Origin of the sequence: Staphylococcus hsinchuensis (assembly GCF_038789205.1) — a bacterium.
Lineage (GTDB): Bacteria > Bacillota > Bacilli > Staphylococcales > Staphylococcaceae > Staphylococcus > Staphylococcus hsinchuensis.
This window is the reverse complement of record NZ_CP128355.1, coordinates 2,050,829-2,076,078: the sequence shown is the minus strand read 5'-3', so window position 1 is coordinate 2,076,078 and position 25,250 is coordinate 2,050,829. Positions and strand designations below refer to the sequence as shown.

21 protein-coding genes are annotated in these 25,250 nt (G+C 31.6%); 14 read left to right on the top strand and 7 right to left on the bottom strand.

Features of this window, described 5'->3' with window-relative positions; genetic code table 11:
• Positions 1–49: 49 nt before the first annotated feature.
• Positions 50–1,435 carry a class II fumarate hydratase gene (fumC, locus tag QQM35_RS10285; protein ID WP_251519559.1) on the top strand — a complete coding sequence of 462 codons (1,386 nt, stop codon included), beginning with the start codon at positions 50–52 and terminating at the stop codon, positions 1,433–1,435.
• Between the two features lie 86 nt (positions 1,436–1,521).
• On the opposite strand, the gene QQM35_RS10280 is transcribed toward fumC, so the two are convergent.
• Complete coding sequence (locus tag QQM35_RS10280; RefSeq protein WP_251519561.1) at positions 1,522–2,349, bottom strand: RluA family pseudouridine synthase; 828 nt, start codon at positions 2,347–2,349, stop codon at positions 1,522–1,524.
• Positions 2,350–2,514: 165 nt separating this feature from the next.
• Here QQM35_RS10280 and QQM35_RS10275 point away from each other — a divergent pair, with 165 nt between their 5' ends.
• The 3 genes from QQM35_RS10275 to QQM35_RS10265 all read left to right on the top strand — a co-directional run bounded on the left by QQM35_RS10275 (position 2,515) and on the right by QQM35_RS10265 (position 5,661).
• The gene (locus QQM35_RS10275) at positions 2,515–3,624 is read left to right on the top strand and encodes a GAF domain-containing sensor histidine kinase (RefSeq protein WP_251519563.1); all 1,110 of its coding nucleotides are present in this window, start codon (positions 2,515–2,517) and stop codon (positions 3,622–3,624) included.
• A gap of 17 nt (positions 3,625–3,641) precedes the next feature.
• Positions 3,642–4,265: a response regulator gene (locus tag QQM35_RS10270; protein ID WP_251519565.1), complete on the top strand. Its 624-nt coding sequence runs from the start codon at positions 3,642–3,644 to the stop codon at positions 4,263–4,265.
• 118 nt (positions 4,266–4,383) lie between these two features.
• Positions 4,384–5,661, top strand: a complete 1,278-nt coding sequence (locus QQM35_RS10265; RefSeq protein WP_342610385.1) for a dicarboxylate/amino acid:cation symporter — start codon at positions 4,384–4,386, stop codon at positions 5,659–5,661.
• Between the two features lie 118 nt (positions 5,662–5,779).
• Here QQM35_RS10265 and QQM35_RS10260 read toward each other — a convergent pair whose 3' ends face one another.
• A complete protein-coding gene (locus tag QQM35_RS10260; protein WP_251519569.1) occupies positions 5,780–6,166 on the bottom strand; it encodes a MerR family transcriptional regulator in 387 nt (128 codons plus the stop codon).
• Positions 6,167–6,711: 545 nt separating this feature from the next.
• Here QQM35_RS10260 and QQM35_RS10255 point away from each other — a divergent pair.
• Positions 6,712–7,494, top strand: a complete 783-nt coding sequence (locus QQM35_RS10255; RefSeq protein WP_251519572.1) for an SDR family NAD(P)-dependent oxidoreductase — start codon at positions 6,712–6,714, stop codon at positions 7,492–7,494.
• A gap of 343 nt (positions 7,495–7,837) precedes the next feature.
• Positions 7,838–10,048, top strand: coding sequence for a YSIRK-targeted triacylglycerol lipase (lip, locus tag QQM35_RS10250; RefSeq protein WP_342610384.1), 2,211 nt, complete (start codon positions 7,838–7,840; stop codon positions 10,046–10,048).
• A gap of 186 nt (positions 10,049–10,234) precedes the next feature.
• Here the strand turns inward: lip and yidC are convergent, their stop codons facing one another.
• Positions 10,235–11,092 carry a membrane protein insertase YidC gene (gene yidC / locus QQM35_RS10245; RefSeq protein ID WP_251519589.1) on the bottom strand — a complete coding sequence of 286 codons (858 nt, stop codon included), beginning with the start codon at positions 11,090–11,092 and terminating at the stop codon, positions 10,235–10,237.
• Positions 11,093–11,269: 177 nt separating this feature from the next.
• On the opposite strand from yidC, the gene QQM35_RS10240 reads away from it, so the two are divergent.
• Positions 11,270–11,674 carry a sporulation protein gene (locus tag QQM35_RS10240; RefSeq protein ID WP_251519590.1) on the top strand — a complete coding sequence of 135 codons (405 nt, stop codon included), beginning with the start codon at positions 11,270–11,272 and terminating at the stop codon, positions 11,672–11,674.
• A 154-nt stretch (positions 11,675–11,828) separates the two neighbouring features.
• On the opposite strand, the gene purU is transcribed toward QQM35_RS10240, so the two are convergent.
• Entirely contained in the window at positions 11,829–12,680 is an 852-nt protein-coding gene (purU, locus tag QQM35_RS10235) for a formyltetrahydrofolate deformylase (protein WP_342610383.1), read from the bottom strand.
• 437 nt (positions 12,681–13,117) lie between these two features.
• On the opposite strand from purU, the gene xdrA reads away from it, so the two are divergent.
• The 7 genes from xdrA (at position 13,118) to chrA (ending at position 22,796) form a co-directional block, all read left to right on the top strand.
• Complete coding sequence (gene xdrA, locus QQM35_RS10230) at positions 13,118–13,582, top strand: XRE family transcriptional regulator XdrA (protein ID WP_251519601.1); 465 nt, start codon at positions 13,118–13,120, stop codon at positions 13,580–13,582.
• A gap of 446 nt (positions 13,583–14,028) precedes the next feature.
• On the top strand, positions 14,029–15,159 hold the full coding sequence (locus tag QQM35_RS10225) for a DUF445 domain-containing protein (RefSeq protein ID WP_251519603.1): 1,131 nt from the start codon (positions 14,029–14,031) through the stop codon (positions 15,157–15,159).
• A 69-nt stretch (positions 15,160–15,228) separates the two neighbouring features.
• Positions 15,229–15,573, top strand: coding sequence for a YlbF/YmcA family competence regulator (locus tag QQM35_RS10220; protein WP_251519605.1), 345 nt, complete (start codon positions 15,229–15,231; stop codon positions 15,571–15,573).
• Between the two features lie 772 nt (positions 15,574–16,345).
• Complete coding sequence (locus tag QQM35_RS10215; RefSeq protein WP_342610382.1) at positions 16,346–17,530, top strand: metallophosphoesterase family protein; 1,185 nt, start codon at positions 16,346–16,348, stop codon at positions 17,528–17,530.
• A 1-nt stretch (position 17,531) separates the two neighbouring features.
• A complete protein-coding gene (locus QQM35_RS10210; RefSeq protein ID WP_251519609.1) occupies positions 17,532–20,465 on the top strand; it encodes an ATP-binding protein in 2,934 nt (977 codons plus the stop codon).
• The gene (gene yhaM / locus QQM35_RS10205) at positions 20,465–21,406 is read left to right on the top strand and encodes a 3'-5' exoribonuclease YhaM (RefSeq protein ID WP_342610381.1); all 942 of its coding nucleotides are present in this window, start codon (positions 20,465–20,467) and stop codon (positions 21,404–21,406) included. Before QQM35_RS10210 ends, yhaM begins: the two co-directional genes overlap by 1 nt.
• Before the next feature lie 232 nt (positions 21,407–21,638).
• Positions 21,639–22,796 (top strand): chromate efflux transporter, encoded by a 1,158-nt coding sequence (gene chrA, locus QQM35_RS10200; protein ID WP_251519613.1) that lies wholly within the window; start codon positions 21,639–21,641, stop codon positions 22,794–22,796.
• A 49-nt stretch (positions 22,797–22,845) separates the two neighbouring features.
• Here chrA and QQM35_RS10195 read toward each other — a convergent pair whose 3' ends face one another.
• The 3 genes from QQM35_RS10195 to QQM35_RS10185 form a co-directional block, all read right to left on the bottom strand.
• Positions 22,846–23,862 (bottom strand): peptidylprolyl isomerase PrsA, encoded by a 1,017-nt coding sequence (locus QQM35_RS10195; RefSeq protein WP_251519615.1) that lies wholly within the window; start codon positions 23,860–23,862, stop codon positions 22,846–22,848.
• A 228-nt stretch (positions 23,863–24,090) separates the two neighbouring features.
• Positions 24,091–24,657, bottom strand: a complete 567-nt coding sequence (locus tag QQM35_RS10190; protein ID WP_251520952.1) for a DUF3267 domain-containing protein — start codon at positions 24,655–24,657, stop codon at positions 24,091–24,093.
• 190 nt (positions 24,658–24,847) lie between these two features.
• Positions 24,848–25,219, bottom strand: coding sequence for a YtxH domain-containing protein (locus tag QQM35_RS10185; RefSeq protein WP_342610380.1), 372 nt, complete (start codon positions 25,217–25,219; stop codon positions 24,848–24,850).
• Positions 25,220–25,250 lie beyond the last annotated feature (31 nt).

Here is a 25,250-nt window from a genome sequence, read left to right as displayed (position 1 = left end):
TAATGATATACTAAGTGTAAACTTAAGTTAATGAAGGGGAGAATTATATATGTCAGTAAGAATTGAACATGATACTTTTGGTGAAATTGAAGTACCTGCAGATAAATATTGGGGTGCTCAAACTGAAAGAAGTAAAAGAAATTTCCCAGTAGGTAAAGAACAAATGCCATTAGAAGTAGTATATGGCTTTGCTCAATTAAAAAGAGGTGCAGCTTTAGCTAACCATGAGCTCGGTAAATTATCAGATGCTAAAAAAGATGCAATTGTTTATGCATGTGATAAAGTTTTAAATGGTGAATTAGATGAACATTTCCCATTAGTTGTTTGGCAAACTGGTAGTGGTACACAAAGTAATATGAATGTTAACGAAGTTGTAAGTTACGTTGCAAATGAATATTTAGAGAGTAAAGGTAGCGACGAATCTATTCACCCGAATGATGACGTGAATAAATCACAAAGCTCTAATGATACTTTCCCAACAGCGATGCACGTAGCTTTATATAACGAAGTGGAATCTAAATTAGAACCAGCATTAAAGTCATTACGTGACACTTTTGAAGAAAAAGAAAAGAAATTCCACGAAATCATTAAAATTGGACGTACGCACTTACAAGATGCAACACCAATCCGTTTAGGACAAGAAATCAGTGGTTGGCGTTATATGTTAGATAAATGTGAAACATTATTAAAAGAATCTAAAGCGCATATCTTAAACTTAGCTATTGGTGGTACTGCAGTAGGTACTGGAATCAATGCACATCCTGAGTTTGGTGACAAAGTTGCTAAATTTATTGCTGAGAATACAGGATATCCTTTCGTATCATCTGAAAATAAATTCCACGCACTTACTGCGCATGACGAAGTTGTTCAATTACATGGTACATTAAAGGCATTAGCTGGAGACTTAATGAAGATTGCTAACGATGTAAGATGGTTAGCTTCAGGACCAAGAGCGGGTCTTGCGGAAATTTCAATCCCTGAAAATGAACCAGGTTCATCTATCATGCCTGGTAAAGTTAATCCAACGCAATGTGAAATGCTTACAATGGTAGCTGTTCAAGTTATGGGTAACGATTCAGCAGTTGGTATCGCAAGTTCACAAGGTAACTTTGAATTAAACGTTTATAAACCAGTTATTTTGCACAATACGTTACAGTCTATCTACTTATTAGCTGACGGTATGCAAACATTTAACGATAATTGTGCTGTTGGTATTGAACCAATTGATGAAAATATTGATAACTACTTAAATCAATCATTAATGTTAGTAACTGCTTTAAACCCTCACATCGGTTACGAAAAAGCAGCAAGTATTGCGAAAAAAGCACATCGCGAAGGTTTAACATTAAAAGAATCAGCTATTCAATCAGGTTATTTAACTGAAGAACAATTCGATGAGTGGATTAAACCTGAAAATATGGTAGAACCAAAATAATAGTTTCTTTATTTTATTCGTTATATAAATTAAAAAACACTTTCGACTACTACATCGTATTTGATGTGTAGTTCGAAAGTGTTTTGTTATTTTTCATCATCTAAACTGACGGAAATTTCTTGTTTTGTTAAAGGATGAATAAATTCTATTTTATAACTATTTAGTTGTAGCTTTCTTAAAGTTGAATCACCATAAAGTGGGTCACCGATGACCGGATGTCCAATTTCAGCTAAATGTACACGGATTTGATGCGTTCTACCTGTATCAAGTTTTAAATCTAATTCGCATACGCCTTCTTTAATCATCTTGGAATCTAGAATATGCGTGATGGCTGTTTGGCCAGTTTCAGAAACTCTTCGACGGTTGGAATGAAATTTATCTTTACCAATTGGTTTATCAATAGTTTGAGCCTTGATAGGTAAAAGGCTATGTACATGCGCTTTATAGATACGGGCGATTTGATTATTTTCTAACATTCTATCTAATATTTTCTTCATTAATGGATTTTTTGCAACGATCAGTAATCCAACAGTTTCTTGGTCTAATCGATGAATCGGTTCTACATATTTACTATCCATTGTATAGATGAGATGATTCATTAAAGTATTGCTTTCTTTTAAATCATTTGGATGTGTTTTTACACCTTTAGGTTTTAAGACAATCGCTAAATGCTCATCTTCATAATATATCTTTGCATAACGATAACTTGGCACGTAATTACTTTCTTCCTCAGGTGTTGGTATATAAACTGAATCACCAGTGTTTACTGAAGACATTAGCTTTGCTGGCGCATCGTTAATTGTAATTTCTTTAGACATATTCAACTGATGTAAATCTTTTTTAGGTAATTGAAGTTGTTGGAAAATTTTTCTCAACGTAAGTTGATTATATTGTTCTGGGATTTCAAATTTCATAGTATCCTCCTTGAATTTTACATTCATATCATACCATATATACGATTTTAAAAATATCTTCAATTCCAATTCAAATATTAATGAATATAGAATTAGAGTGTTTTTAAAATAAAGGATTAGATTGTATAATTATAATGAATTTACTAGACAGATTGGACTGGTTAAATGCAAAAACCAACACGCTTAGCATTATTAAAAGATATTGCTGAATTTTTAAATGAAGAAACCGAAACGTATAGCATGTTACAAGGTGCCTTGGAGTCATTAATAAAGGGGAGTGATTTTACCACAGGTTGGATCTTTTTTATCGATGAAGCGGGCGAACATGAAGTCGTTTCAGACGTTTCCTTACCAGGTGCCTTAACAAAGCAAAATAGCAAATACATGTGTGAAGGTTCATGTTGGTGTGTACAAGCATATCAAAATAAAAAGTTAACGAAAGCCTCTAATATTATAAACTGTTCGCGCATCAATCTGGCTAATCAAGCATATCATGAAGAAACAGATGGCGTAACACATCATGCGACAGTGCCTTTAAAATCCGGAGACGAACAATATGGTTTACTGAATGTCGCGGCGCCACATACTACACATTATAGTGAGGAAAATCTAGAATTATTAGAATCGGTAGCATTTCAAATCGGTTCAGCGATTAAACGTATCTTGCTCACAGATCAGGAAAAAGAAGCTGCACGTATTAGTGAGCGTAATCGATTAGCGAGAGATTTACATGATTCTGTTAACCAAATGTTATTTTCAGTTAAATTGACAGCACATGCAGCATTAGGAATGACACAAGAAGATGTTTCTAAAAAAGCATTTCATGTTATAGAAGAAACAAGTCAACAAGCTGTCAGTGAAATGCGTGCTTTAATTTGGCAATTGAAACCAGTTGGTTTAGAACATGGTTTAGTGCAAGCTGTAAACAAATATAGTGCGTTACTCAATTTAGAAATAAATGTTCAAGTGGAAGGGCTTATAGATTTACCTAACATTATCGAAGAAAACATTTATCGCATTATTCAAGAAGCGATGAATAATACAAAAAAACATAGTCACACATCGACTATACTGCTAAAACTTAATCAACAACAACATCGTTTACTCGTGGATATTGAAGATGAGGGGACAGGTTTTAAAGAAGATCAAGTTGACTTACAATCGCACGGCTTAAATAATATGAAACAACGTGTGAAAGTCATTCATGGGAAAATAACTATTGATACAGCGCCTGATCAAGGTACCCACATTCATCTAGATATACCATTAAAGTAATAGGAAGGAAGTTAAACATGTATCGGATTTTATTAGTAGATGATCACCATATCGTAAGACAAGGTTTAGAATTTTTGCTTTCTACTGTGGATGATTTAGAAGTGATTGATGGATTTTCAGATGGTGAATCATTTTTAAAATATTTAGAAACGCAGCCACATCCTGATATCGTACTTTTAGATTTAGTTATGCCTGGAATGAATGGTATTGAGGTCACTGAAATTTTGAAAAAAAAGTACCCCGACATAAAAATTCTCGTACTGACGAGTTATGTCGATGATGAACATGTGATTTCAGCGATTGATAAAGGAGCAGATGGCTACGAAATGAAAGATGTGCAACCTGAACAGTTAATACAGACCATCAAAGAAGTGGTGTCAGGCAACAAAATCATACATCCACAAGCACAAAGTGTAATTGATTCAGTAAGTAAGAAACCACATGTTACAAATAAATTATCTAAACGTGAAACGGAAGTACTTGCAGAAATGGTTAAAGGGAAAACTAACAAAGAAATCGCTTCAGCTTTATTTGTTTCAGAAAAAACGGTAAAAACGCATGTCAGCCATATATTTGCAAAACTTCAAGTAACAGATCGTACACAAGCAGCGATTTACGCAATGGAAAATAAATTAATATAATTCACAGCTATGTATCTAATAAATACATAGCTGTTTTTTAAATTTTCTGAAAATTATAGTGTAAAATAACAAATTGTGTTATATAATTATATTTAATAAAACATAGGGGGGTGTTGTTATGAAAACAAAGCATCTTTCGTTAAGAATAGTTATCGCACTTATATTAGGGATAGTTGTGGGATCTATTTGTAACTTGTTTATCCAAAATGGTTTTATTGGGGGCTTGGATAAATATGTGTTTAATGTGATAGGTCAAATATTTTTGAATTTGATCTTTATGTTAGTGGTGCCTATTGTTTTTGTATCAATTGTATTAGGTGTAATAGGAGTTGGTGATCCTAAATTATTGGGAGGTATAGGATTAAAAACAATTACATTCTTTTTAACTACAACAGCGCTTGCGATTACTATCGGTTTACTATTAGCGATGTTATTTCAACCTGGACAAGGGAAATCAGATTTATTTAAGAGTAAAGATGTCGATAAGTATGAACAAACATTGAAAAAAGATAGTGGAGGAGAAGCTACAAACCAAACTTTTGACCAAACATTAATAGATTTATTCCCTAAAAACCCTGTAAAAGCTATGACGGATGAAAATATGCTGCAAATTATTACTTTCGCTATTTTCATAGGGATTGGAATTATTATGGTTGGGTCTAAAGCACAAATCGTTCATAAATTTTTCGAACAAACAAATGAGGTCCTGATGTACATCATTACAATGATTATGAATGTGTTTGCACCAATAGGAACATTTGGTTTAGTCGCACATGCTTTTACAGGTGCCGGATTCGGAGCTATACAGCAATTAGGAATGTATTTCTTTGTTGTGTTACTTGCGTTATTTGTACATTTCTTTGTGGTATATGGTACAGCAGTCAAATTGTTAGGCCATTATAGTCCAATGAAGTTCTTTAAAGCATTTATACCTGCTATTACAGTAGGGTTCAGTGCTTCAAGTTCAAATGCTGCGTTACCTGTGTCGATGGAATGCACCAAAAAGATGGGGGTTCGACCTGAAATTGCCTCATTTGTTCAACCTTTAGGTGCCACGATAAACATGGATGGTACAGCGATTATGCAAGGTGTAGCAACCATATTTATTGCCCAAATTTCTGGAGTTCAGCTATCATTGGGACAATTAATTACTGTTGTAATCGTAGCTGTTGTCGCTTCAATAGGAACAGCAGGTGTGCCTGGTGTTGGGTTAATCATGTTGGCGATGGTACTTAATGCTGTAGGTTTAAATCCAGCTGCTATAGGTATCATATTGGGCATAGATAGACTGCTAGATATGACCCGAACTTCAGTAAATATTACTGGTGACGCAGCTTGCGCACTCATTGTATCAAATAGTGAAGAGAAGAAACTTGCAACTAAAAATAGCGCATAAGTATAAAAATAATTATTAAGTGATAAATAGTAGAGTTAAATATATCGATGTTTTCTATGGACCTCTTTATAGAAATCATCGGTATATTTTATATTTAACAATTATTTTATATGCAATATTAATTATTGAATTTGTCATTTTTATATTGCTTTTCTAACTGATTAAAATATTCTAGTTTCACTTCAACTTTATTAAATGCTCTGTTCAAATTTTCTTGTTGAATTTTTAATTTTTCTCTATGTTCAAGCAAAATTTTTCTTCTTGAATCAAAATCCTCACTTTCATTATACGTTAACAAAATTATTTTACGTAAATCTTCTAAAGACATACCTGTAATTTTTAAACATGAAATAAACTCTAACCAACCTAAGTCACTATCGTCAAAAATTCTATAGCCATTTTCATCACGTTTCAAAAAAGGGAGTAAACCTTCATTTTCGTAATATCTAATTGTGTGTGCGGGGAGATTCATTTTTTCTGAAACTTCTTTTATTGTATATTGCATAAAAAAACCATCCTCGTATTCAAAATTCACAAAAGTTAAAAATCTTATAATAAGATTACCAATATTCGCTTTTGTTGACTAGAATTTTAACAGAAGGTGATTAAAATTATAGATAAGTGTAAATATATGATATTCATTTATTTTCATATTCTGTAACTAAGTATTATTACTAATTTGATAATTTTGGTATTATATTTAATACTACTTTACTTGATAATTCGATGATGATTATATTTTTCATAAAATAGTTAGGAAATGATATGGAACGTGAAATAATAAATAATTATGTTTTGAGTGTGGTGCCATCCGTATGTTTATGGGTTGATAGTTAATAGAAATGTAAACGAATATTTTGTAGTAAAATTACACTTTGGAATAGTTTGTCTTCAAGTATAAATTAAATATTTTTATCAACATAAAACCAACCTTTAAAGGACAAGCTCTATCAAGAAAGAACATTTCAAATATAAATAAATAAAATCCTTGCTATAAAGTAGACTTTAAGCTGTATATTAATAATACAAATTTCAGAAAGGATGTATATGATGATAAATAAAAAATTAGTGTTAATAACGGGTTCAAGTTCAGGTTTAGGTTTTGAATTGGCTAAACTATTTGCAGAAGATAATTATGATATAGCAATGTCAGGTTCGAGTGAAAGAATTTATCATTCTGCTAAAGAAATAGAAAAACTTGGTGTGAAAACATATCCATATAAGGCTGATGCTTCTACTTATGAAGGGGTGGAAAATTTTTGGAAATTTGTTGAATCGAAAGGTAGAAAAGTCGATGCGGCTGTACTCAATGTTGGTATCAGTTTAGGAGGCGCCTTCTTGGAAAATAAGTTGGAAGATGAACTACGTTTAATTGATATCAACATTTCGGGCACAGTTCATATGGCTAAGCGTGTAGCTAAGCATATGGTAGAAAATAAATCAGGAGATATTTTAATCGTTTCATCATTATCTGCTACTCTACCCACACCTTATGAAACAGTATATGGACCATCTAAAGCATTCGGTTTTATGTTTTCTGAAGCATTACGAGTAGAGTTAAAAGAGAAAAACGTAAATGTAACTGCCATGCTTCCAGGTGCGACTAACACAGATTTCCATCACAATGCAGGAATGGATAACACATTTTTTGGTGACGAGAAAAATAAAAATGATAAAGTTCAAGTAGCCAAACAGGGTTACGATGCACTAAAAAATAAACTAGATTATGTAGTTTGTGGAGATGAAGAAACAAAAAAAGAGGCAATTCAAAATAGAACAACTCCTGAGGAAGTTAAAGCAATGAGACATGCTCAAAAGGCGAAACCTGAATAGAAAAGAAAAAAGAACCTATTTTATTTAAAAGTAGGTTCTTTTATATATATTTTAAATAAAAATATTAATTGTTTTTGAAATATTGACAAATTGGTGAACAATGTTTATAATCCTAACTACAAAATTATTGTGATTGATTGATTTGTAGGAAATGCTATAAGTAAAAATATGTTTCCTGCAAATTAAATTTATCTTTATGAGTGAAAGCGTTTACATAAAAGGAGGAAGTAAGATGAAAGAACTATTCGGTAAATTTTTCGAGTTATTACCCCGCTTAATTTTAAATTTATTTGTATAAAGGAATTTTTACTACAATTAAAAATGAATATTAGAGGTGTTTTTTATGAAAAAAAGGCAAAACAAATACAGTATACGTAAATATAGTATGGGCGCAGCGTCAATATTAATTGGTACTTTATTCTTTAGTGTGGGTCATGCAGATGCTGCTGAAACTAATGATGCAAACCCAACTGGCGAAACGCAACAGATACATAAAAAAGCCAAGTCAGTTACGAGTAACGAAACTGCAGAAAATGAAAACACTCAACAAAATTCAACGAAAACAAATCAATTAGAAGACACTCCCACTTCTAATACCGCGACAAATTCTAATAATGAAGCAACACAATCAGAACAAAAGCAAAATGTAAATTCAGAAGAAACTAGCACAACACAAGAAGAAGCGAAATCATCTGAACAAAGCACAGAAGAAAATAACACAACGCAAGTAGAACCAAAATCATCTGAACAAAGCACAGTAGAAAATGCCGCAACACAAGAAGAGCCGAAATCATCTGAACAAAGTGCAGAAGAAGATAACACAACACAAGAAGAACCAAAATCATCTGAGCAAAACGCAGAAGAAGATAACGCAACACAAGAAGAGCCAAAGACATCTGAACAAAGCATAGAAGAAGATGACGCAACAGAAGAAGATGACGCAACAGAAGAAGAACCAAAATCAACTGAACAAAGCACAGAAAAAGATGACGTAACACAAGAAGAGCCAAAATCATCTGAACAAAGCACAGAAAAAGATGACGCAACAAAAGAAGAGCCAAAGACATCTGAACAAAGTACAGAAGAAGACAGCACAACACAAGAGGTTCTAACCTCTGAAGAAGTCCAACCATCTAAAGAGGACCAAAATACAAATTCTGTTAAAGACAATAACTTAACAGAATCGAACACAAATTTAAGTGAAAATGCTTCGAACGACAGTAATCCTATCTCTCTAAATCAATTAGAAAATCAACAACCAAGTACGACTTCACCTGTTAACAATGATAAGAAAGAACAAGATCAAGCGCTAAGCACATTAAAAGAAAATGCAGTAGCTACAACGCGTGATCAATCATCGAACACAACTGCAGAAGCAACTGACGTTCAGCCTGGCAAAACTGCAAAACAAGGTGAATATAAAAATGAAGACCCAATCATTTTAGTGCATGGCTTTAACGGCTATACAGATGACAATAACCCAATCGGCATGACTCACTATTGGGGTGGAGATAAATTAAATATCCGTGAAGATTTAGAAAGTAATGGATATGAAACACATGAAGCAAGTATAAGTGCGTTTGGTAGTAACTATGATCGTGCGATTGAATTATATTACTACATTAAAGGTGGAACGGTTGATTACGGTGCTGCACATGCTGCGAAATATGGACACGATCGTTATGGTAAAACATATGAAGGTGTATACAAAGATTGGCAACCAGGTCAAAAAGTACACTTAGTAGCGCATAGTATGGGCGGACAAACTGTACGTCAATTAGAAGAATTATTAAGAAATGGTAGTCAAGAAGAAATCGAATATCAGAAGGAACATGGCGGCGAAATTTCACCATTACTCGCTGGTGGTCACGATAATATGGTTTCTAGTATTACGACTTTAGCGACACCACATAGTGGTACACTTGCTGCAGATGAATTAGGAAATGAAGCATTCATCAGACAAGTCCTTTATGATTATATTAAATTAGGAAGTACCTCAGCTTCTAATGTAGACTTCGGTCTTAGTCAATGGGGCCTTAAACAACGCGAAGGTGAATCATTTATTGAATATATGCAACGAGCTGAGCAAAGTGGAATCTGGAAAACAACAGATAATGCGTTACACGACCTAACACGTGAAGGTGCGAATGAACTTAATCAACGTACTTCATTAAATCCAAATATCGTTTATAAAACGTATACTGGTGAATCAACACATAAATCTTTATTCGATCGTCAAAAAGCTGATCTCAACTTATTTTTCCAACATGCGTTAACAGCTAATGTTATTGGTAAAGCAGATGATCCTGAATGGCGTGTTAATGATGGACTTGTTTCTACTATTTCTGGACAACATCCATTTAATCAAGCATATACAGATGCTACAGATGATATCCAAAAAGGTATCTGGCAAGTTACTCCAATCAAACATAATTGGGACCACGTAGACTTTGTAGGACAAGATTCTACGGATACAGCGAGAACTACTGCTGAATTAAGAGATTTTTGGCATGGAATTGCTGAAGATTTAGTTAAAAGTGAACAAGTTAACTAAATTGAGTTATAAATAATTAAAAATCACCATTTAGAAAGGAGGGCGACAATTATGACAGCGAGCTTACCAGAATTAATCGAATCATTCTTCAGAGTTTTAGGTGTATTATTCAAATAAGCTAAAAATGACAAAACCCACTAATGTATTTACATTAGTGGGTTTTTTATCTATTTAAGTATGCTAAAGTTATTTCTTTTTCGTACTAATTGTTTTACCTTTATTTCTTGTGCCTTTGTTTTTCTTCTTTTTGTTATCAATTTTGGCACGTAATTTTTCAGCTTCTTCTGTAGCAACTTTTGAATAAATTTTATTAGCAATATACGTTTGTGTTACAAGGAATGCCGCATTGACAGCCCAATATAATGCTAAGGCTGAAGGTGATTGAAGAGATACAAAAATAATGAAAATTGGTGAAATCACCATCATCATATAACCCATAGATTTTTGTTCTTTCGGCATTTGTTCTAAATTTACAAGTGGTTGAACAATATAGAGTAGACCTGCGATTATTGTCATTAATATATCTGTTTGTGTTAAATCAAACCATAAGAAATGTGAATGTGATTTTAAATCTCCTGATGGCCACTTTAAAATTGAATAGAGTGCAAATAAAATAGGCATTTGTACAAGTAATGGTAAACACCCAAGCATAGTTTTCATTGGGTTCATATCAAATTCTTTATATTTTTCCATCATTTCTTGGTTTGCTGCCATTTTTTCATCTTGTGTTCTTGCACGTTTTACTTTTTCCTGAACTTCATCCATTTCAGGTTTAACAATATCCATTTTTTTACGCATCATTTGACCATTTTTAGCTTGTGCCAACATAAATGGTAGCATAATAAAACGGACAATAAGTACAATTGCGATGATGGCTAATCCAAAGTTATTGTTAAATATACTTGCAAACCAATGTAATAAACCTTCCATTGGTTTTATAAAAGTTTGTCCGAAAAAGCCATTCTTACTTTCTTCTGATGAATAGTTACAACCTGCTAGAAAAATAGGGGATAGTAAAAGAAAATATAAATATTTATTTTTCATGGAAACAACCTTTCATAATGTTCGTCAGTAGTAAATTATAACAGTGATCTATCAATTATAAAAGAAAACCTATAAAATGGAGATACATCATTTTTAAAGATAAATTATATGTTGTTTAATATTAAATATAACGGTTGAAGTCAATTGAATGGGGTAGCGGAACTATGAGGTGATATAATGTTTGAAAATATTTTAAGCGCTTTTGGAGTTAACGACGTTAGCGTTAAGACTAAAGTAAAGCAAAAAGACATACAAGTAGGGGAACGATTAGATGGAATAATTCTCATTGAAGGTTGTGAAACGGAAGAAACGATACATAAAATTAAAATTGAATTAGTTGAAAAGATAGAAAATACTGATGAAACAAGTGACTTTAATCAATTAGATAACATCATTTCTACGTATGAAATTGAAGATGTTTATGACATTCCGCCCAATGAATCTTTGGAAAAAGATTTTTCAGTACAATTTGACTCTGACTCATTAAAGAATAAACCGAACAAGATTACTTTGAGAACCCATCTATATTTATCTAACGCATTAGATAATTACGATGAAGTAGAATTAGATGTACATTATTAATTCGTTCATTCAAGTTTCAAAAGATTAAATAAATACGAGGTTAAGACGAAGTAGATTTGAGTTTTTATACATAATTCGATAAGACTCAAAATCCATTTTTAACGTCTTGACCTCGCTTATTTTGTATAAACAAAATATCTATTTTAATTGATGATTAAAAGACAATTGTTTTATTACCTTCTGTGACAATAACTTTATGTTGAACATGTAGTTCTACTGCATTTGCGAGCACTCTTGATTCAACATGTCGTCCTTTTTTACGTAATGCTTTTACATTGTAACGATGGTTAATTCTAGTTACATCTTGATCGATAATTGGTCCTTCATCTAAATCTGAAGTTACGTAATGACCTGTAGCACCAACGATTTTAACGCCTCGATCCCATGCTTGTTTATACGGATTTGCGCCGATAAACGATGGTAAAAATGAATGATGAATATTTATGATTTGGTTTGGATAGTGACTGACGAAGTCATCTGACAGAATTTGCATATATTTAGCTAATACAATTAAATCCACATTGTGTTCTTTACAAATTTCTATCATTTTAGATTCGGCAGCAGATTTTGAATCTTTATTGACTGGTATATGATAAAAAGGGATATTAAATGCATCTGCAAAATGTTTGTTATTTGTATGGTTACTTACAACACAAACAATTTCTGCTGGAAATTCTCCACGTTGTACTCTTAACAATACCTCATTAAATGCATGATCTTCTTTTGAAACAAATAATGCTATTTTAGTTTTTTCATTACCATCAAATATACTGTATTCAATTTGATTATCTGATAAAGCTGATGACAATGCTTCTTTAAGACCTGGAGCCTTTTCAAATTCAAAACGTAAATAGAGTTTTCCATTTGAATCTTCATTATTATCATATTCTGTAAAATGATCTAAATGTAAAATATTAGATTGATATTCAGCCATAAGTTCTGTGATAAGAGAAGTGATACCAACTCTATCAGAGCAACTTGCTAATAATATGTATTTATCTTTCATAAAAATTTAACAACCTTCATCTAAAGTAGTTAAAATTATAAGGAAGTTTCAGAATAATGTAAAATAAAATAATATTTTTTGACGAATTCACGTCAATTTTCAATTTATGTGTAGTTTTGAGTGATTTTGCGTTATAATTATAAGAGTTTGTGATTTGAGAAGTTATTGGTCTACGTACTTTTTATAATAATTAATTTATGAATACGATTGTACAAACTTCTTAATTCGTGCACGTAAACAATTGTTTTAAAATTCGGCTATAAGATTGATTATTTAGACAATTATGTGATTGATTGAAAATCAACAAAAATTGCATTTCACTCTTTTATTTTAATTCAATATGTATTAAGATGTAATTTGTGTTTCAAGAAACGTGTATTATTGCAATTTCTTGTGTCCGGATAAAATATTCTTTATACGAAAGGTAGATTACAGAAATGGATAGACAGAGTTTTACAGATTTAATTCAAACAAAATTTAAAATGGTCCGTATCGAAGCGGGGTATACGCAAGATACAATGGCCCAAACAATTGGACTATCTAAAAAGACGTTAGTTCAAATTGAAAAAGAAAGAGTATTACCTAACTGGACAACATGCGTGTCAATTTGTGCTTTATTTAGAGATTCTGATGTATTAAATAGTACATTTGGTTGTGATCCTTTAGAAATGGTTCAAACGATTTCTCGTAACCATTGTGCATACCCAAACCACTCAACTACGAGTGATATTTACTGGAATACTGAAGAGAAACGAAATGGCTATATTTTGCAAAGTAACAAAGTAAGTAATATCTTCAGAGTACTTAACCAAGAAACACAACCAATCTTCGGTACTTCAAAATTAAGAGAAGCAGAAACTTATTTCAACAGAATTTCTAAAGAAGAATTAATGCATGTGTAATTCTAGAAATCTTGTGATAGAAGAATCATTATTTATGTAAATACTTCATATAGTAAGGCAACTTTATTTGAATGATTTAATCACATTTTAAAAACGTAATGAAATCATTATTTTATTAACGTTTAATTTGGCTAGAATTAGAATAGTTAGTTTATAAAGCTTTTTTAGCTAGAAGGTTACTGAAAGATTAAATCTTTTTATAATTAAGGGAATTCCAAGGTGATGTTACGTTATCATCTTGGATTTTTTTATTTGAAAATGCTTTTACATGTAATTAAGTTTAGGTATACTGAACAGCTATTTAAAGTTGTATAGTTTTATGTATAAATAAGACGAATACAATGCCAAATTTTATACATTGAACTGTTGAATGTTATACAATGTAACAATGGAAATGCACTAAAATATTTACATTCAATTAAAAAATAAAAAGGGGTTACCATTTTATGACCGCGATATTACTTGTTGTATTTATGATGATCATAGGTGCAATTATTGGTGGCGTTACTAACGTCATTGCCATTAGAATGTTGTTTCATCCTTACAAAGCATATTATATTTTCAACAAACGTCTCCCTTTTACACCGGGTTTGATTCCTAAGCGTCGAGACGAAGTTGCGAGTAAAATTGGGCAAGTTGTAGAGGAACATTTACTTACAGAATCATTGATAAAGTCAAAATTAAATGCACCATCTTCAAGAGAAGCTATTGAAGATTTATTATTAAAGCAAATTTCGAAATTGAAACAAGATCATGTGACGATTAGTTATTTAACGGAAGAACTGAATATTGATTTAGATCAAGTTTCATCTCAACATCTACACCCGTTTATCTCAAGTAAGTTAAGTTCATTTTATGAAAACCATAGATCCGCAACTATTGCATCTATCATACCTAATGAAATAGAAAAGGTGTTAGACAGTAAATCAGAACAGGTGCCTGATTTATTATTTGATCGTGCCCGTGTGTATTTAAAATCAGAAAAAGGTGCACATGATATTTCTTCCATGCTAGATACTTTTTTTCAGGAAAAGGGTCGTATTGTAGGTTTATTACAAATGTTTATGACGAAAGAAAGTATTGCAGAGCGTATCCAACATGAATTAATTCGTTTAACGAGTCACCCTAAAGCTAAAAAAATTGCAAAGCAAATTATAGATAATGAATATCAAACATTAAAATCGAAAAAACTAGAAGAAGTGGTAAGTGAAACTCAATTTGAATCATTTAAAGCATCTTCAACTGATTTAATCATGGGGTATTTAGAACTTGATAAGACAACACAACAACCTCTAAATAAATTGATGCTAGGGTTTATTAATTTTCTAGAACAACGCGTCGTTTCGAAAGCTACAAATATCATTATCGATCGCGCATCTGAACATTTAACACCGATAATGAAGAAAATCAACTTAAGACAAATGATAGAGGAACAAATCAATACTTTTGAACTTGATTATATTGAAAGATTAATTATTGGTATCGCCAATAAAGAGCTAAAATTGATAACGTTTTTAGGTTTCTTATTAGGTGGAATTATTGGTTTATTACAAGGCGTAATTGCTATTTTTGTATAACTAAATAATTTATGTTATTGTAATGACGATGTGGTTTTAAACACATATACACAAAAGGAGTGAAGCAGAATGGCAGTAAATTTATACGATCATGCAAATCAACTAGAACAAGCTTTAAGAGAAAGCGACGAATACAAAGCAATTCAAGAAGCTTATTCAAAAGTAAAAGAAAACGAAGAATCAAAAGCTTTATTTGAAGAATTCCGTGAAACTCAATTGAATTTCCAACAAAAACAAATGCAAGGTGAAGAAATCGGCGAAGAAGAGCTACAAAAAGCACAAGAACAAGCTCAAAAAATCGAAGAAGATTCTAACATCTCTGAATTAATGAATGCTGAACAAAAAATGAGTCAAGTATTCCAAGAGATTAACCAAATCATTGTTAAACCATTAGATGAAATTTACGCTGACTAATTTTTAATATTAGCCAGAAAAATTTAATTATTCATTAATAAGGTCTATTCGAAAAATTGTTTTCGAATAGACCTTTATCTGTCTTATGAGATGAATATGACTTATATTATTATAATGGTTACTTCAAATATTTGGTCAATTATACTTGGGACACGTAAATATTAAAATATGATCTGTATCATTTAAAAATTTTAACCAAAATATTTATAACTAACCATAAAAGTTGAATAATAAATGGAAATATAAATAAACCTATGAGTAAACAAAAGAATTTAAAAAAATCTGATTGATTATTAATTGTAAGGCCGTTTAACAATGAATAAATAGTTAAACTTAAAATAACCACTATCCAAAACACACTTATAATCCACCATAGAATCCAAGATATTTTCATATACTTCCTCCTCTTTTATATAACAATACCATTATCTTTTAAGAAATATAAATAGTGTTATTTTAAACATATTATTTGTATTTTGTATTTTTACTTAGATCAAGTTTATCAAATCGTACCACTTTCAAATTTAACCAGTTCAAAGTGAATGAATCGCTCATATCACTTTAAGTTTTATCGACTGGATGATCTAGATTATGGTAAAATGAATAGAAACAATAAGGGTGGGGTAAGTAGGTTTAGAATCCCAACAATTCAAAGATAATTCACTTGATCCCCTAAAGTTTTATGCCCTTATCATCATAATTAACATCTAGTTATTACTCTCAAGATTTGTAATTGATATGATATCAACCTTAAAAAGGAGATCTGTACTGTATGGTTAAATTTATACATTGTGCTGATTTACATCTGGATAGCCCTTTTAAGTCCAGAAGTTATCTAAGCCAGTCTATTTTCGAAGATATTCAAAATAGTACATATGAAAGTTTTAAGTTAATTGTAGATACTGCGTTAAATGAAGAAGTTGATTTTCTAATAATATCAGGAGATTTGTTTGATCAAGAAAATCGCACTTTAAGAGCCGAAGTATTCTTAAAGTCTCAGTTTGAGCGTTTAGCTAAGGAGCAAATATTCGTCTATGTTTGTCACGGTAATCATGATCCATTATCGACAGGCGTAGCAACTCAGTGGCCTAATAATGTCTCAGTATTTTCGGAAAATGTGGAAACTTACCAAACCATAACGAAAAATGGCGAAGAAATATACTTACATGGTTTCAGTTATCAAAATGATGCGAGCTATGAAAATAAAGTAGATGCATATCCTTCAAGTCAAGGAGAGAAAGGTATTCATATCGGTCTGTTACATGGTACATATAGTAAATCCAATACGCATGAACGTTATACTGAGTTCAGGTTAGAAGATTTGAAAGAAAAGCTATATCATTATTGGGCTTTAGGGCATATACATGAACGTCAACAACTAAGTGAAATGCCTCAAATACATTATCCGGGTAACATTCAAGGTCGTCATTTCAAAGAATTAGGAGAAAAAGGCTGCTTACTCGTTGAAGGTGATGATTTAAAATTACGTACGCAATTTATACCGACACAATTTATTCGTTTTGAAGAAGCAACAATTCAAACTACTCAAACTACGAAACAAGGGTTATTTGAAGAAATTCAAAACTTTAAAGATAAAGTACGTAAATATGGAAAATCTATATATAAACTTAAAGTTGTTTTAAAAGTGGATAATGAAATACCACCACAAGATTTAATGCAAGTTGAACAAATGATTAGTGAGTATGAGGAAAATGAACACAACTTTGTATTTATAGAAGATTTAACATTTAAATACAAAGATGAAGAGTCTAAGTCACTTGCAAGTGAATTTTCTTCAGAATTGTTAGATGATCAACAAGTGTTTGAACAAGCGATGAGTGATCTCTATTTAAATCCAAAGGCATCTAAGTACTTAGATAATTTCAATGATTTTGATCGTCGTTCCTTAATTGAACAAGCAGAAACATTGTTAAAATCTGATATGAGGGGTGAATAACGTGAAGATTAAATCAATAGAAATATATGGATATGGACGTTTTATCCAAAGGAAGATTGATTTTAATGATCAGTTCACTGAAATTTATGGTGAAAATGAGACAGGGAAATCTACAATCCAAGCCTTTATACATTCAATTCTATTCGGATTTCCAACGAAAAAAGAAAATGAGCCCCGCTTAGAGCCTAGATTAGGGAACCAATACGGGGGCAAATTAACTTTAATTCAAGATGATGGTTCTCTTGTAGAAGTTGAACGCATTAAAGGCAGTGCAGCTGGTGATGTAAAAGTTTACCTTCCAAACGGTGTGATTAAAGATGAAACATGGTTGAAAAAAGAGCTCAATTACATTTCAAAACGTACATATCAGGGAATCTTTTCATTTGATGTGTTAGGTTTGCAAGACATTCACAAACGACTAGATGAAACCCAATTACAAAACTATTTACTCCAAGCCGGTGCTTTAGGTTCTACAGAATTTACTAGCATGAGAGAGTTGTTGAACGAAAAGAAAGAAACATTATATAAGAAAAATGGTCGCCATCCAGTTATCAATCAACAAATCGAGCAACTTAAAGATTTGGAGTCCCAAATTCGTAATGAAGAAGCAAAGTTAACAACTTATAAACGTTTAACTGATGATAAAGATAAAGCAGAGCGCAGATTGAATCATCTCAAACAAAACTTATCTCAATTATCAAAAATGCATGAATCAAAACAAAAAGAATTAGCATTACATGAACAAACGCAAGAATGGAAAACGTTGGAAGGTAATTTAAATATTGCTCCAATACATTTTCCAGAACAAGGCATTGACCGTTACGAAACGGCTAAATCACAGACACATAACTTAAAAAAAGACTTAGGACTTCGTCAAGAAAAGTTAGCAATGCTTAAATCGGAAAATGAGAGAATCAACGAACCTCATCAAATGGATATTGATGCATTTAAACATTTGCAACAACAAGAAAATGAGGTCAAACAAAAAGAATTTGAATTAAAGAATATTAAAAAAGAAATTAATGATAAAGAACGTGAAAAATCAGGGTTACAATTTAATATTGGTTGGGATACTGTACATCATGATGTTGATAGTTCTGAAGCGATGAAGAGTCACGTAAGTGATCAAATCAAGACGAAACAAGAACAAGCTGCAGCAATTCAACAAATTGAGCGAAGCATAGAAGATAATAAGATAGAAAAAGACAGTAATGAAGACGAACTCAATGCTTTAGAAGCGGATATCGTTCCAGAAGAGACATTCGAAAAGAAAAAGCAATACAATAAACGCGTATTTGAATTAAGAGAAAAAAATAATTTATTCCAAAAAATGAAAGAATCATTTGATATTGAACAACGTGAAAATGAGAAAAAGCAAAATATGTTACGCATATCAATGATTATCTTAGCGATTGTAAGTATTGGCTTAGCTGTATTTTCATTCATGTCTACAACTATTTTATTTGGTGTTATATTCTCAATTTTAGCGATCGTGTTTATCGTAGGAACATTTTTCGTTAAATCCAAAGAAGTGGGCCATAGCGAAACATTTTCAAATGAAATAGAAGATTTACAGCATCAAGTTGATCATCTAGAAAAAAATTACGATTTAGACTTTGACTTAGATGACCAATATAGAATACGAGAACAGCTACAAAATGCTATTAAAAATAAAGAAACATTAGAACGTAAAACCGATTACTTAGCTAAAAATTTAAAATACGCACAACAACAACATCAAAAAGCAGATCAACATATTCAAGATGTTAAGTCAGAACTACATTTATCTGATAAAATGTCAGATGAATTACTTGTTGATGGTATCGCTACAATGCACAAAATTAAAGGGCATGATAAACATGTTGAGGAATTATCGCAACATGCGAACGAGTTAGAAAGAGCATTAAAATCATTCTACGAACATGCTTATGAAGTAACGAAAAATCAATTTACTTACTTCAATGAATCATCGTTATTCCATGATGTTCAACAATGGTTGAAGACAGAAATTGATAACTTAGATAAACGTCAACGTAACAATGAACAAATCGCTTTATTAGAAAATGAAATAAGTCAACTAAACGACCGTTTAACTGAAAATAATAATGTAATATCAAAGCTATTTGAATTTGTTCAAGTTTCTGATGAAGAAAGTTATTATCGTCATTATGATAAATATCAAACATATCACAAACAGTTAAATAGATTCAGTGATTTATCTAACTATCTAGAAAATCAAAGCTATGATTATGAATTAAGCTCAAAACTAAGTGAAAAAACTACGGCACAATTAGAAAATGAAAATGCAGTACTTTCTAAGCAAGTGGATGAATATAATGATCAATATTTAACGCTACAATCTGAAGTAAGTGACTTAAAAGCTCAAATTACTGATATGGAAACTGATAAGACGTTAGCGCATTTAAGACATAGATTCCATACACTTAAGAATAAAGTCAATGATGAAGCGAAAGAATGGGCAAGTTTAAGTTATCTGCAAAATTTAGTAGATGGTCATATTAGACAAATTAAAGACCAACGTTTGCCATATGTTATAGATGAAGCAACACATATCTTTTCACATTTAACAAATAACCAATATGTACAAGTTACTTATGCAAACGAAGTTTTAATGGTGAAACATCTTAATGGCCAAATGTATGAACCAGTCGAACTGAGTCAATCTACTAAAGAAATATTATATATTGCTTTACGCTTAAGCTTAATCAAAACGTTAAAACCTTACTATCCATTCCCAATCATTGTAGACGATGCATTTGTTCATTTTGATAAACATCGTAAAGAATTGATGATGAATTATTTAAGAAGTATGCCAAATGATTATCAAATCTTATACTTTACATGTGCTAAAGATACTAGCGTGCCTTCAAAACAAATAATCACGTTAAATAAATACAAGGAAGGCGGTAAATAATGCGAAATATAGAAAAACTTAATCCTGGTGATTCGGTAGATCATTACTTTCTAATACACAAGGCAACACAAGGTGTAACTGCGCAAGGTAAGGATTACATGACGCTTTATTTACAAGATAAAAGTGGAGACATGGAAGCGAAACTATGGAGAGTTACGAAAGAAGAAATGAAAGTACTTGTGCCAGAAAAGGTTGTTCACGTTATTGGTGATGTAATTAATTATCGTGGTAGAAAGCAAATGAAAATTAATAAAATTAGGTTAACAACAGCTGAAGATAATTTAAACATTCACGATTTTGTTGATGGTGCGCCTTTAACACCAGATGAAATACAAGAGGAAATTTCACATTTCATGTTAGAAATTGAAAATGCCAATTTACAGCGTATTACACGTCATTTAATACGCAAACATCAAGAAGCATTTTTTACGTTTCCAGCAGCAAGTACACATCATCATAACTTTTCAAGTGGGTTAAGTTACCATGTTTTAACGATGTTACGTGTAGCTAAATCAATTTGCGATATTTATCCATTGTTGAATCGTAGTTTATTATACAGTGCAATTATTTTACATGACATGGGTAAAGTGAAAGAGTTAAGTGGTCCAGTGGCTACTTCTTATACGGTCGAAGGAAATTTATTAGGCCATATTTCTATTGCAAGTGATGAAGTGGCTGCAGCAGCGAGAGATTTGAGCATAGATGGCGAAGAAATTATGTTATTACGTCATATGATCTTAGCTCACCACGGTAAAATGGAATTCGGTTCACCAAAAATGCCACATTTAAAAGAAGCTGAGATACTCTTCTTCATAGATAATATTGATGCTAAAATGAATATGTTTGAAAAAGCATTCAAGAAAACAGATGAAGGACAATTTACAGAACGTATTTTTGGTTTAGAAGGACGTCAATTCTATAATCCGAAAACAATGGATTAAGTACTAAATATGCAAGAGGTTTATACACAGAGAAATGTGTATAAACCTCTTTTTATATAATGGGACCATTTTTATAAAATTAGCGATATAAATAAGCTAGTGAATTGCTTAAAATTAAATTGACTTACTATCAAAATACACATAAAATCAAATTACAATAACTGAATTTGATATTTGAAGGGGATCATAAGTATTAATGAATGTCATTTCAAAACACTTAAGGGGATAAATAATGTACAAATACATACAAATCTTTTTAGTAGCGCTTAAGCTCGGATGTATTTCTTTTGGCGGACCTACAGCACATTTAGGATATTTTTATGATGAATATGTAAAAAAGAGGAAATGGTTAAACGAAAAAGAATATTCAGACCTGGTGGCTTTATGTCAATTTTTACCGGGGCCCGCGAGTAGTCAAGTTGGTATAGGTATCGGTACTATAAGGGGAGGTTTAGTAGGTGGGATATTATCATTTCTTGCTTTTACGATGCCCTCGGTAGTCATACTTATTATTTTTGCAGTGGTAATGAATGGTACTGATATGAGTACATCTTGGATACAAGGTTTGAAGTTAGTTGCGGTTGCTGTTGTGGCTCAAGCAATTTTAGGTATGAGTAAAAAATTAACAAATACAAAATCAAAAATTTTACTCGCTTTGTTTGTATTAGCAATTACTTTATTAGTGCATCACATACTTATACAAATTGTAGCGTTAACTTTAACAGGATTATATGGATTAATCTTTTTAAGAAAAAGTGATCATCCAGCGACATATTCTAAACAAATTCGCATTCCAAAATTGTTCGGTGTTATATCAATAAGTTTGTATTTTGCTTTATTAATTATTCTACCTATTTTTCGCACAATATTCCAAAACGTGTGGATCATCATGTTCGATAGTTTTTATCGTGCAGGCGCACTCGTTTTTGGGGGAGGGCATGTTGTTTTACCTTTATTAGAAAAGGAATTTGTGCCGGCTGGGTTAATTTCTAAAGATGATTTTATAGCTGGTTATGCTGCGGCCCAAGGTGTTCCAGGACCATTATTTACTTTTGCATCATATATCGGTACTAATATAGAAGGTATTGTCGGTGGTGTCGTAGCAACTATTGCGATTTTCTTACCCGCATTTCTATTGCTATTTGGCATTCTACCTTTTTGGGAAGATATCAAGTCCAATAAATATATTGATGGTTTCTTAACTGGTATCAGTGCTGGTGTGGTAGGGATTTTAATAGCTGCGTTCTATTCACCAATATGGATTTCAACAATAAAAGGGGAACTGGATTTTGTTTTAGCTAGTGTAATGTTTGTTTTGTTGATGCATTTTAAATGGCCATCTTGGTCAATTGTACTCATTGGTATAGCAATAGGGGTTATTTTATATTAATAATGAATAAAAAACTGAGACATTGAGTAATGTCTCAGTTTTTTTCGTGTTATTGACTTGCTGATAGGCCTGAAGCTCCTCCTGAAGCGGCGCCTCCACCTTGTTGTTGCATTGCTTGTTGTTGTTGCTGCTGTTGCTGTTGTTGTTTGATTTTGTCAGGGTCAAGAATAGAATTTTCAATAGCTTTTTTAATATCTCTATCTTTATAATCTACTTTATATTCTTTAAGTAAATCTTTGTATGCATCTGTTAACAGTTTAGGATCTTTTTGTACTTTTTGTTGTAAGATTTGAGATTTTAGCTTGCTCTTTTCATCTTTAAAGTCATTTTCTTTATCGGCTTTAATAATATGGTAACCGTAATCTGTCTTAATGACTTTAGAAACTTCACCTTGCTTAAGCTTGAATAAAGCTTTTTCAAATTTGTCATCCATTTGACCTTTAATGACATAACCTAAACTACCATTTTTCTTAGCTGATGATGTATCTTTAGATTCTTCTTTGGCAATTTCACCAAATTTGTCTGGGTCTTTAGAAACTTTCTTTTGAATTTCTTCAGCTTTGGCTTTAGCCTTTTTATCTGATAAACCTTCTTTATCATCTTTGTTTTCTTTTACTTTAATTAAGATATGTGATGCTTTTTTAGTGTCATCTTTGATTTCTTTGTCTGAAACTTTAACTTTGTCGTTAAGTAATTCTTTTTGATACGCTTGTAATTTCTTTTGTTCCTTATAATCATCTAATGACATTTTTTGTTGTTTTAACATGCTTTCAAATTGATCTTTGCCACCATATTGCTTTTGTTCTTTCTTAATTTCTTTATCAATATCTTTTGTATCAACCTTATCTTTATATTTATCAGCTAATAATTTGTTTAATAAGATTGAGAAAGAACTATTTGCAACTTGTTCGTCACCCATTTTATTCATGACATCTTCAACTTTAACATTACCAGCTTTAGATGAAATGAGTGTGTTATCTTTCGAATCTGTAGCATTATTACCACACGCGCCTAATAATAATGCACTAGCAGTTAATGGAAGTACGACTTTTTTAAATGATTTCATAGTTGGAAACTCCTTTTGTAAGAATAACAAGGTAAATATAACATATTAATTGCGATACACCAATTAGAAACATAGTATCTCAGACTATTGTAGTAGAAAATTATGATTTTTTTGACATTTTAATAATGATTATATTTAAAACGAAATACCTCAACTTTAAAGATAAAAAAGCAGAACTTGTAATCATCAAATTAATGATTACAAGTTCTGCTTTAGTAAACGGTATTTTTATTTGTGTAATGCGTGTTGCTTGGAATTCACTTTACTTAAAATATTGATGCCTGTTTGATGTTCTTCAATATGTGTACCTTCATTAGAAAGGATGATAACCTTTATATATAGTAAATCCATTATTGAATAACCTAAATTTAATGCGATTAAAAACATAAAATAGTGACCGTAAGCCGTGAATAAAAAAGTTGCATAGATACATAAAGCAGTGATTACGAATAATGGTGTTAGTAATGCAAAACAAAAATAGTATTTATTCACTGGTGTATTCACGTAAACATTATAAAAGGGCACATTGGAATTTTTCGATAATTTGTATGATTTGAAATGTTTATAATATGGACTTAGAAATACTAAATGTATAAATTTATGAAATGGATATAACAAAAATACTGCAATTAAAAATAATATGAAATGTTGATCCGTTGATTTCGTATCTGAAAAGAAGTATAGAATTTCATATGCGATTAAAAATGAAATTATAGTAGTAGCAAAACTGAGAAATGCAATTCTAGGCAACCCGAATCGTGCGTTAATATCGACCTGACGAGAACAAAGATACATGATCTCCATACTCCTTTCCTAACCATTATTAATTGTACTCAAGTATTATCTATCTTAATGTATCAAACGTCAAGACTAAAATGATCACTGATGTCAAATCATTCAATTTTCCCATTAAAAATACTGAATATCGCTCTAGCTCATTAGCGATATCCAGTAATTTTTAATTATATTTAAAGGAGTAAATCAATTACTTATCTTTTTGGAAAGTATTACTAATTTCTTCACCACGGTTTTGAAGATTTTCAACATGAGATTGTAGACGGTTAATATTTGGATCGATATCCGATTTGAAATCACCAATCATTGTCTTAACTTCGTCACCGATAGAGTTACCGAACTCAGTACCTTCAGTTTTTATTTGATTTACGTAATTCATAATATCGTTGATATTTTGTTTAATCGTATCAATTTCTCTTGTGAATTCTGATTCAGCGCCAGCAGGACGTTTTACTTTTAATTGGCGATCAGCATCTTGTTTATTGTCACGGTTCATCATTGCAACGCCAAGACCAGTTGCTAAACCTGCAGTCACACCTAATATAATTTGAGCTGTTCTCATTACAATTCTCCTCATTTCTTAATTAATCTCA

Bases quoted from the DNA above. Each gene is read 5' to 3' on its own strand.
- QQM35_RS10270 (WP_251519565.1), top strand. From the start codon at position 3,642: ATGTATCGGATTTTATTAGTAGATGATCACCATATCGTAAGACAAGGT.
- QQM35_RS10220 (WP_251519605.1), top strand. From the start codon at position 15,229: ATGGCAGTAAATTTATACGATCATGCAAATCAACTAGAACAAGCTTTA.
- QQM35_RS10280 (WP_251519561.1), bottom strand. From the start codon at position 2,349: ATGAAATTTGAAATCCCAGAACAATATAATCAACTTACGTTGAGAAAA.
- yhaM (WP_342610381.1), top strand. From the start codon at position 20,465: ATGCGAAATATAGAAAAACTTAATCCTGGTGATTCGGTAGATCATTAC.
- QQM35_RS10225 (WP_251519603.1), top strand. From the start codon at position 14,029: ATGACCGCGATATTACTTGTTGTATTTATGATGATCATAGGTGCAATT.
- xdrA (WP_251519601.1), top strand. From the start codon at position 13,118: ATGGATAGACAGAGTTTTACAGATTTAATTCAAACAAAATTTAAAATG.
- QQM35_RS10240 (WP_251519590.1), top strand. From the start codon at position 11,270: ATGTTTGAAAATATTTTAAGCGCTTTTGGAGTTAACGACGTTAGCGTT.
- purU (WP_342610383.1), bottom strand. From the start codon at position 12,680: ATGAAAGATAAATACATATTATTAGCAAGTTGCTCTGATAGAGTTGGT.
- QQM35_RS10190 (WP_251520952.1), bottom strand. From the start codon at position 24,657: ATGTATCTTTGTTCTCGTCAGGTCGATATTAACGCACGATTCGGGTTG.
- QQM35_RS10215 (WP_342610382.1), top strand. From the start codon at position 16,346: ATGGTTAAATTTATACATTGTGCTGATTTACATCTGGATAGCCCTTTT.
- lip (WP_342610384.1), top strand. From the start codon at position 7,838: ATGAAAAAAAGGCAAAACAAATACAGTATACGTAAATATAGTATGGGC.
- fumC (WP_251519559.1), top strand. From the start codon at position 50: ATGTCAGTAAGAATTGAACATGATACTTTTGGTGAAATTGAAGTACCT.
- chrA (WP_251519613.1), top strand. From the start codon at position 21,639: ATGTACAAATACATACAAATCTTTTTAGTAGCGCTTAAGCTCGGATGT.
- QQM35_RS10265 (WP_342610385.1), top strand. From the start codon at position 4,384: ATGAAAACAAAGCATCTTTCGTTAAGAATAGTTATCGCACTTATATTA.
- QQM35_RS10275 (WP_251519563.1), top strand. From the start codon at position 2,515: ATGCAAAAACCAACACGCTTAGCATTATTAAAAGATATTGCTGAATTT.
- QQM35_RS10260 (WP_251519569.1), bottom strand. From the start codon at position 6,166: ATGCAATATACAATAAAAGAAGTTTCAGAAAAAATGAATCTCCCCGCA.
- QQM35_RS10195 (WP_251519615.1), bottom strand. From the start codon at position 23,862: ATGAAATCATTTAAAAAAGTCGTACTTCCATTAACTGCTAGTGCATTA.
- yidC (WP_251519589.1), bottom strand. From the start codon at position 11,092: ATGAAAAATAAATATTTATATTTTCTTTTACTATCCCCTATTTTTCTA.
- QQM35_RS10185 (WP_342610380.1), bottom strand. From the start codon at position 25,219: ATGAGAACAGCTCAAATTATATTAGGTGTGACTGCAGGTTTAGCAACT.
- QQM35_RS10255 (WP_251519572.1), top strand. From the start codon at position 6,712: ATGATAAATAAAAAATTAGTGTTAATAACGGGTTCAAGTTCAGGTTTA.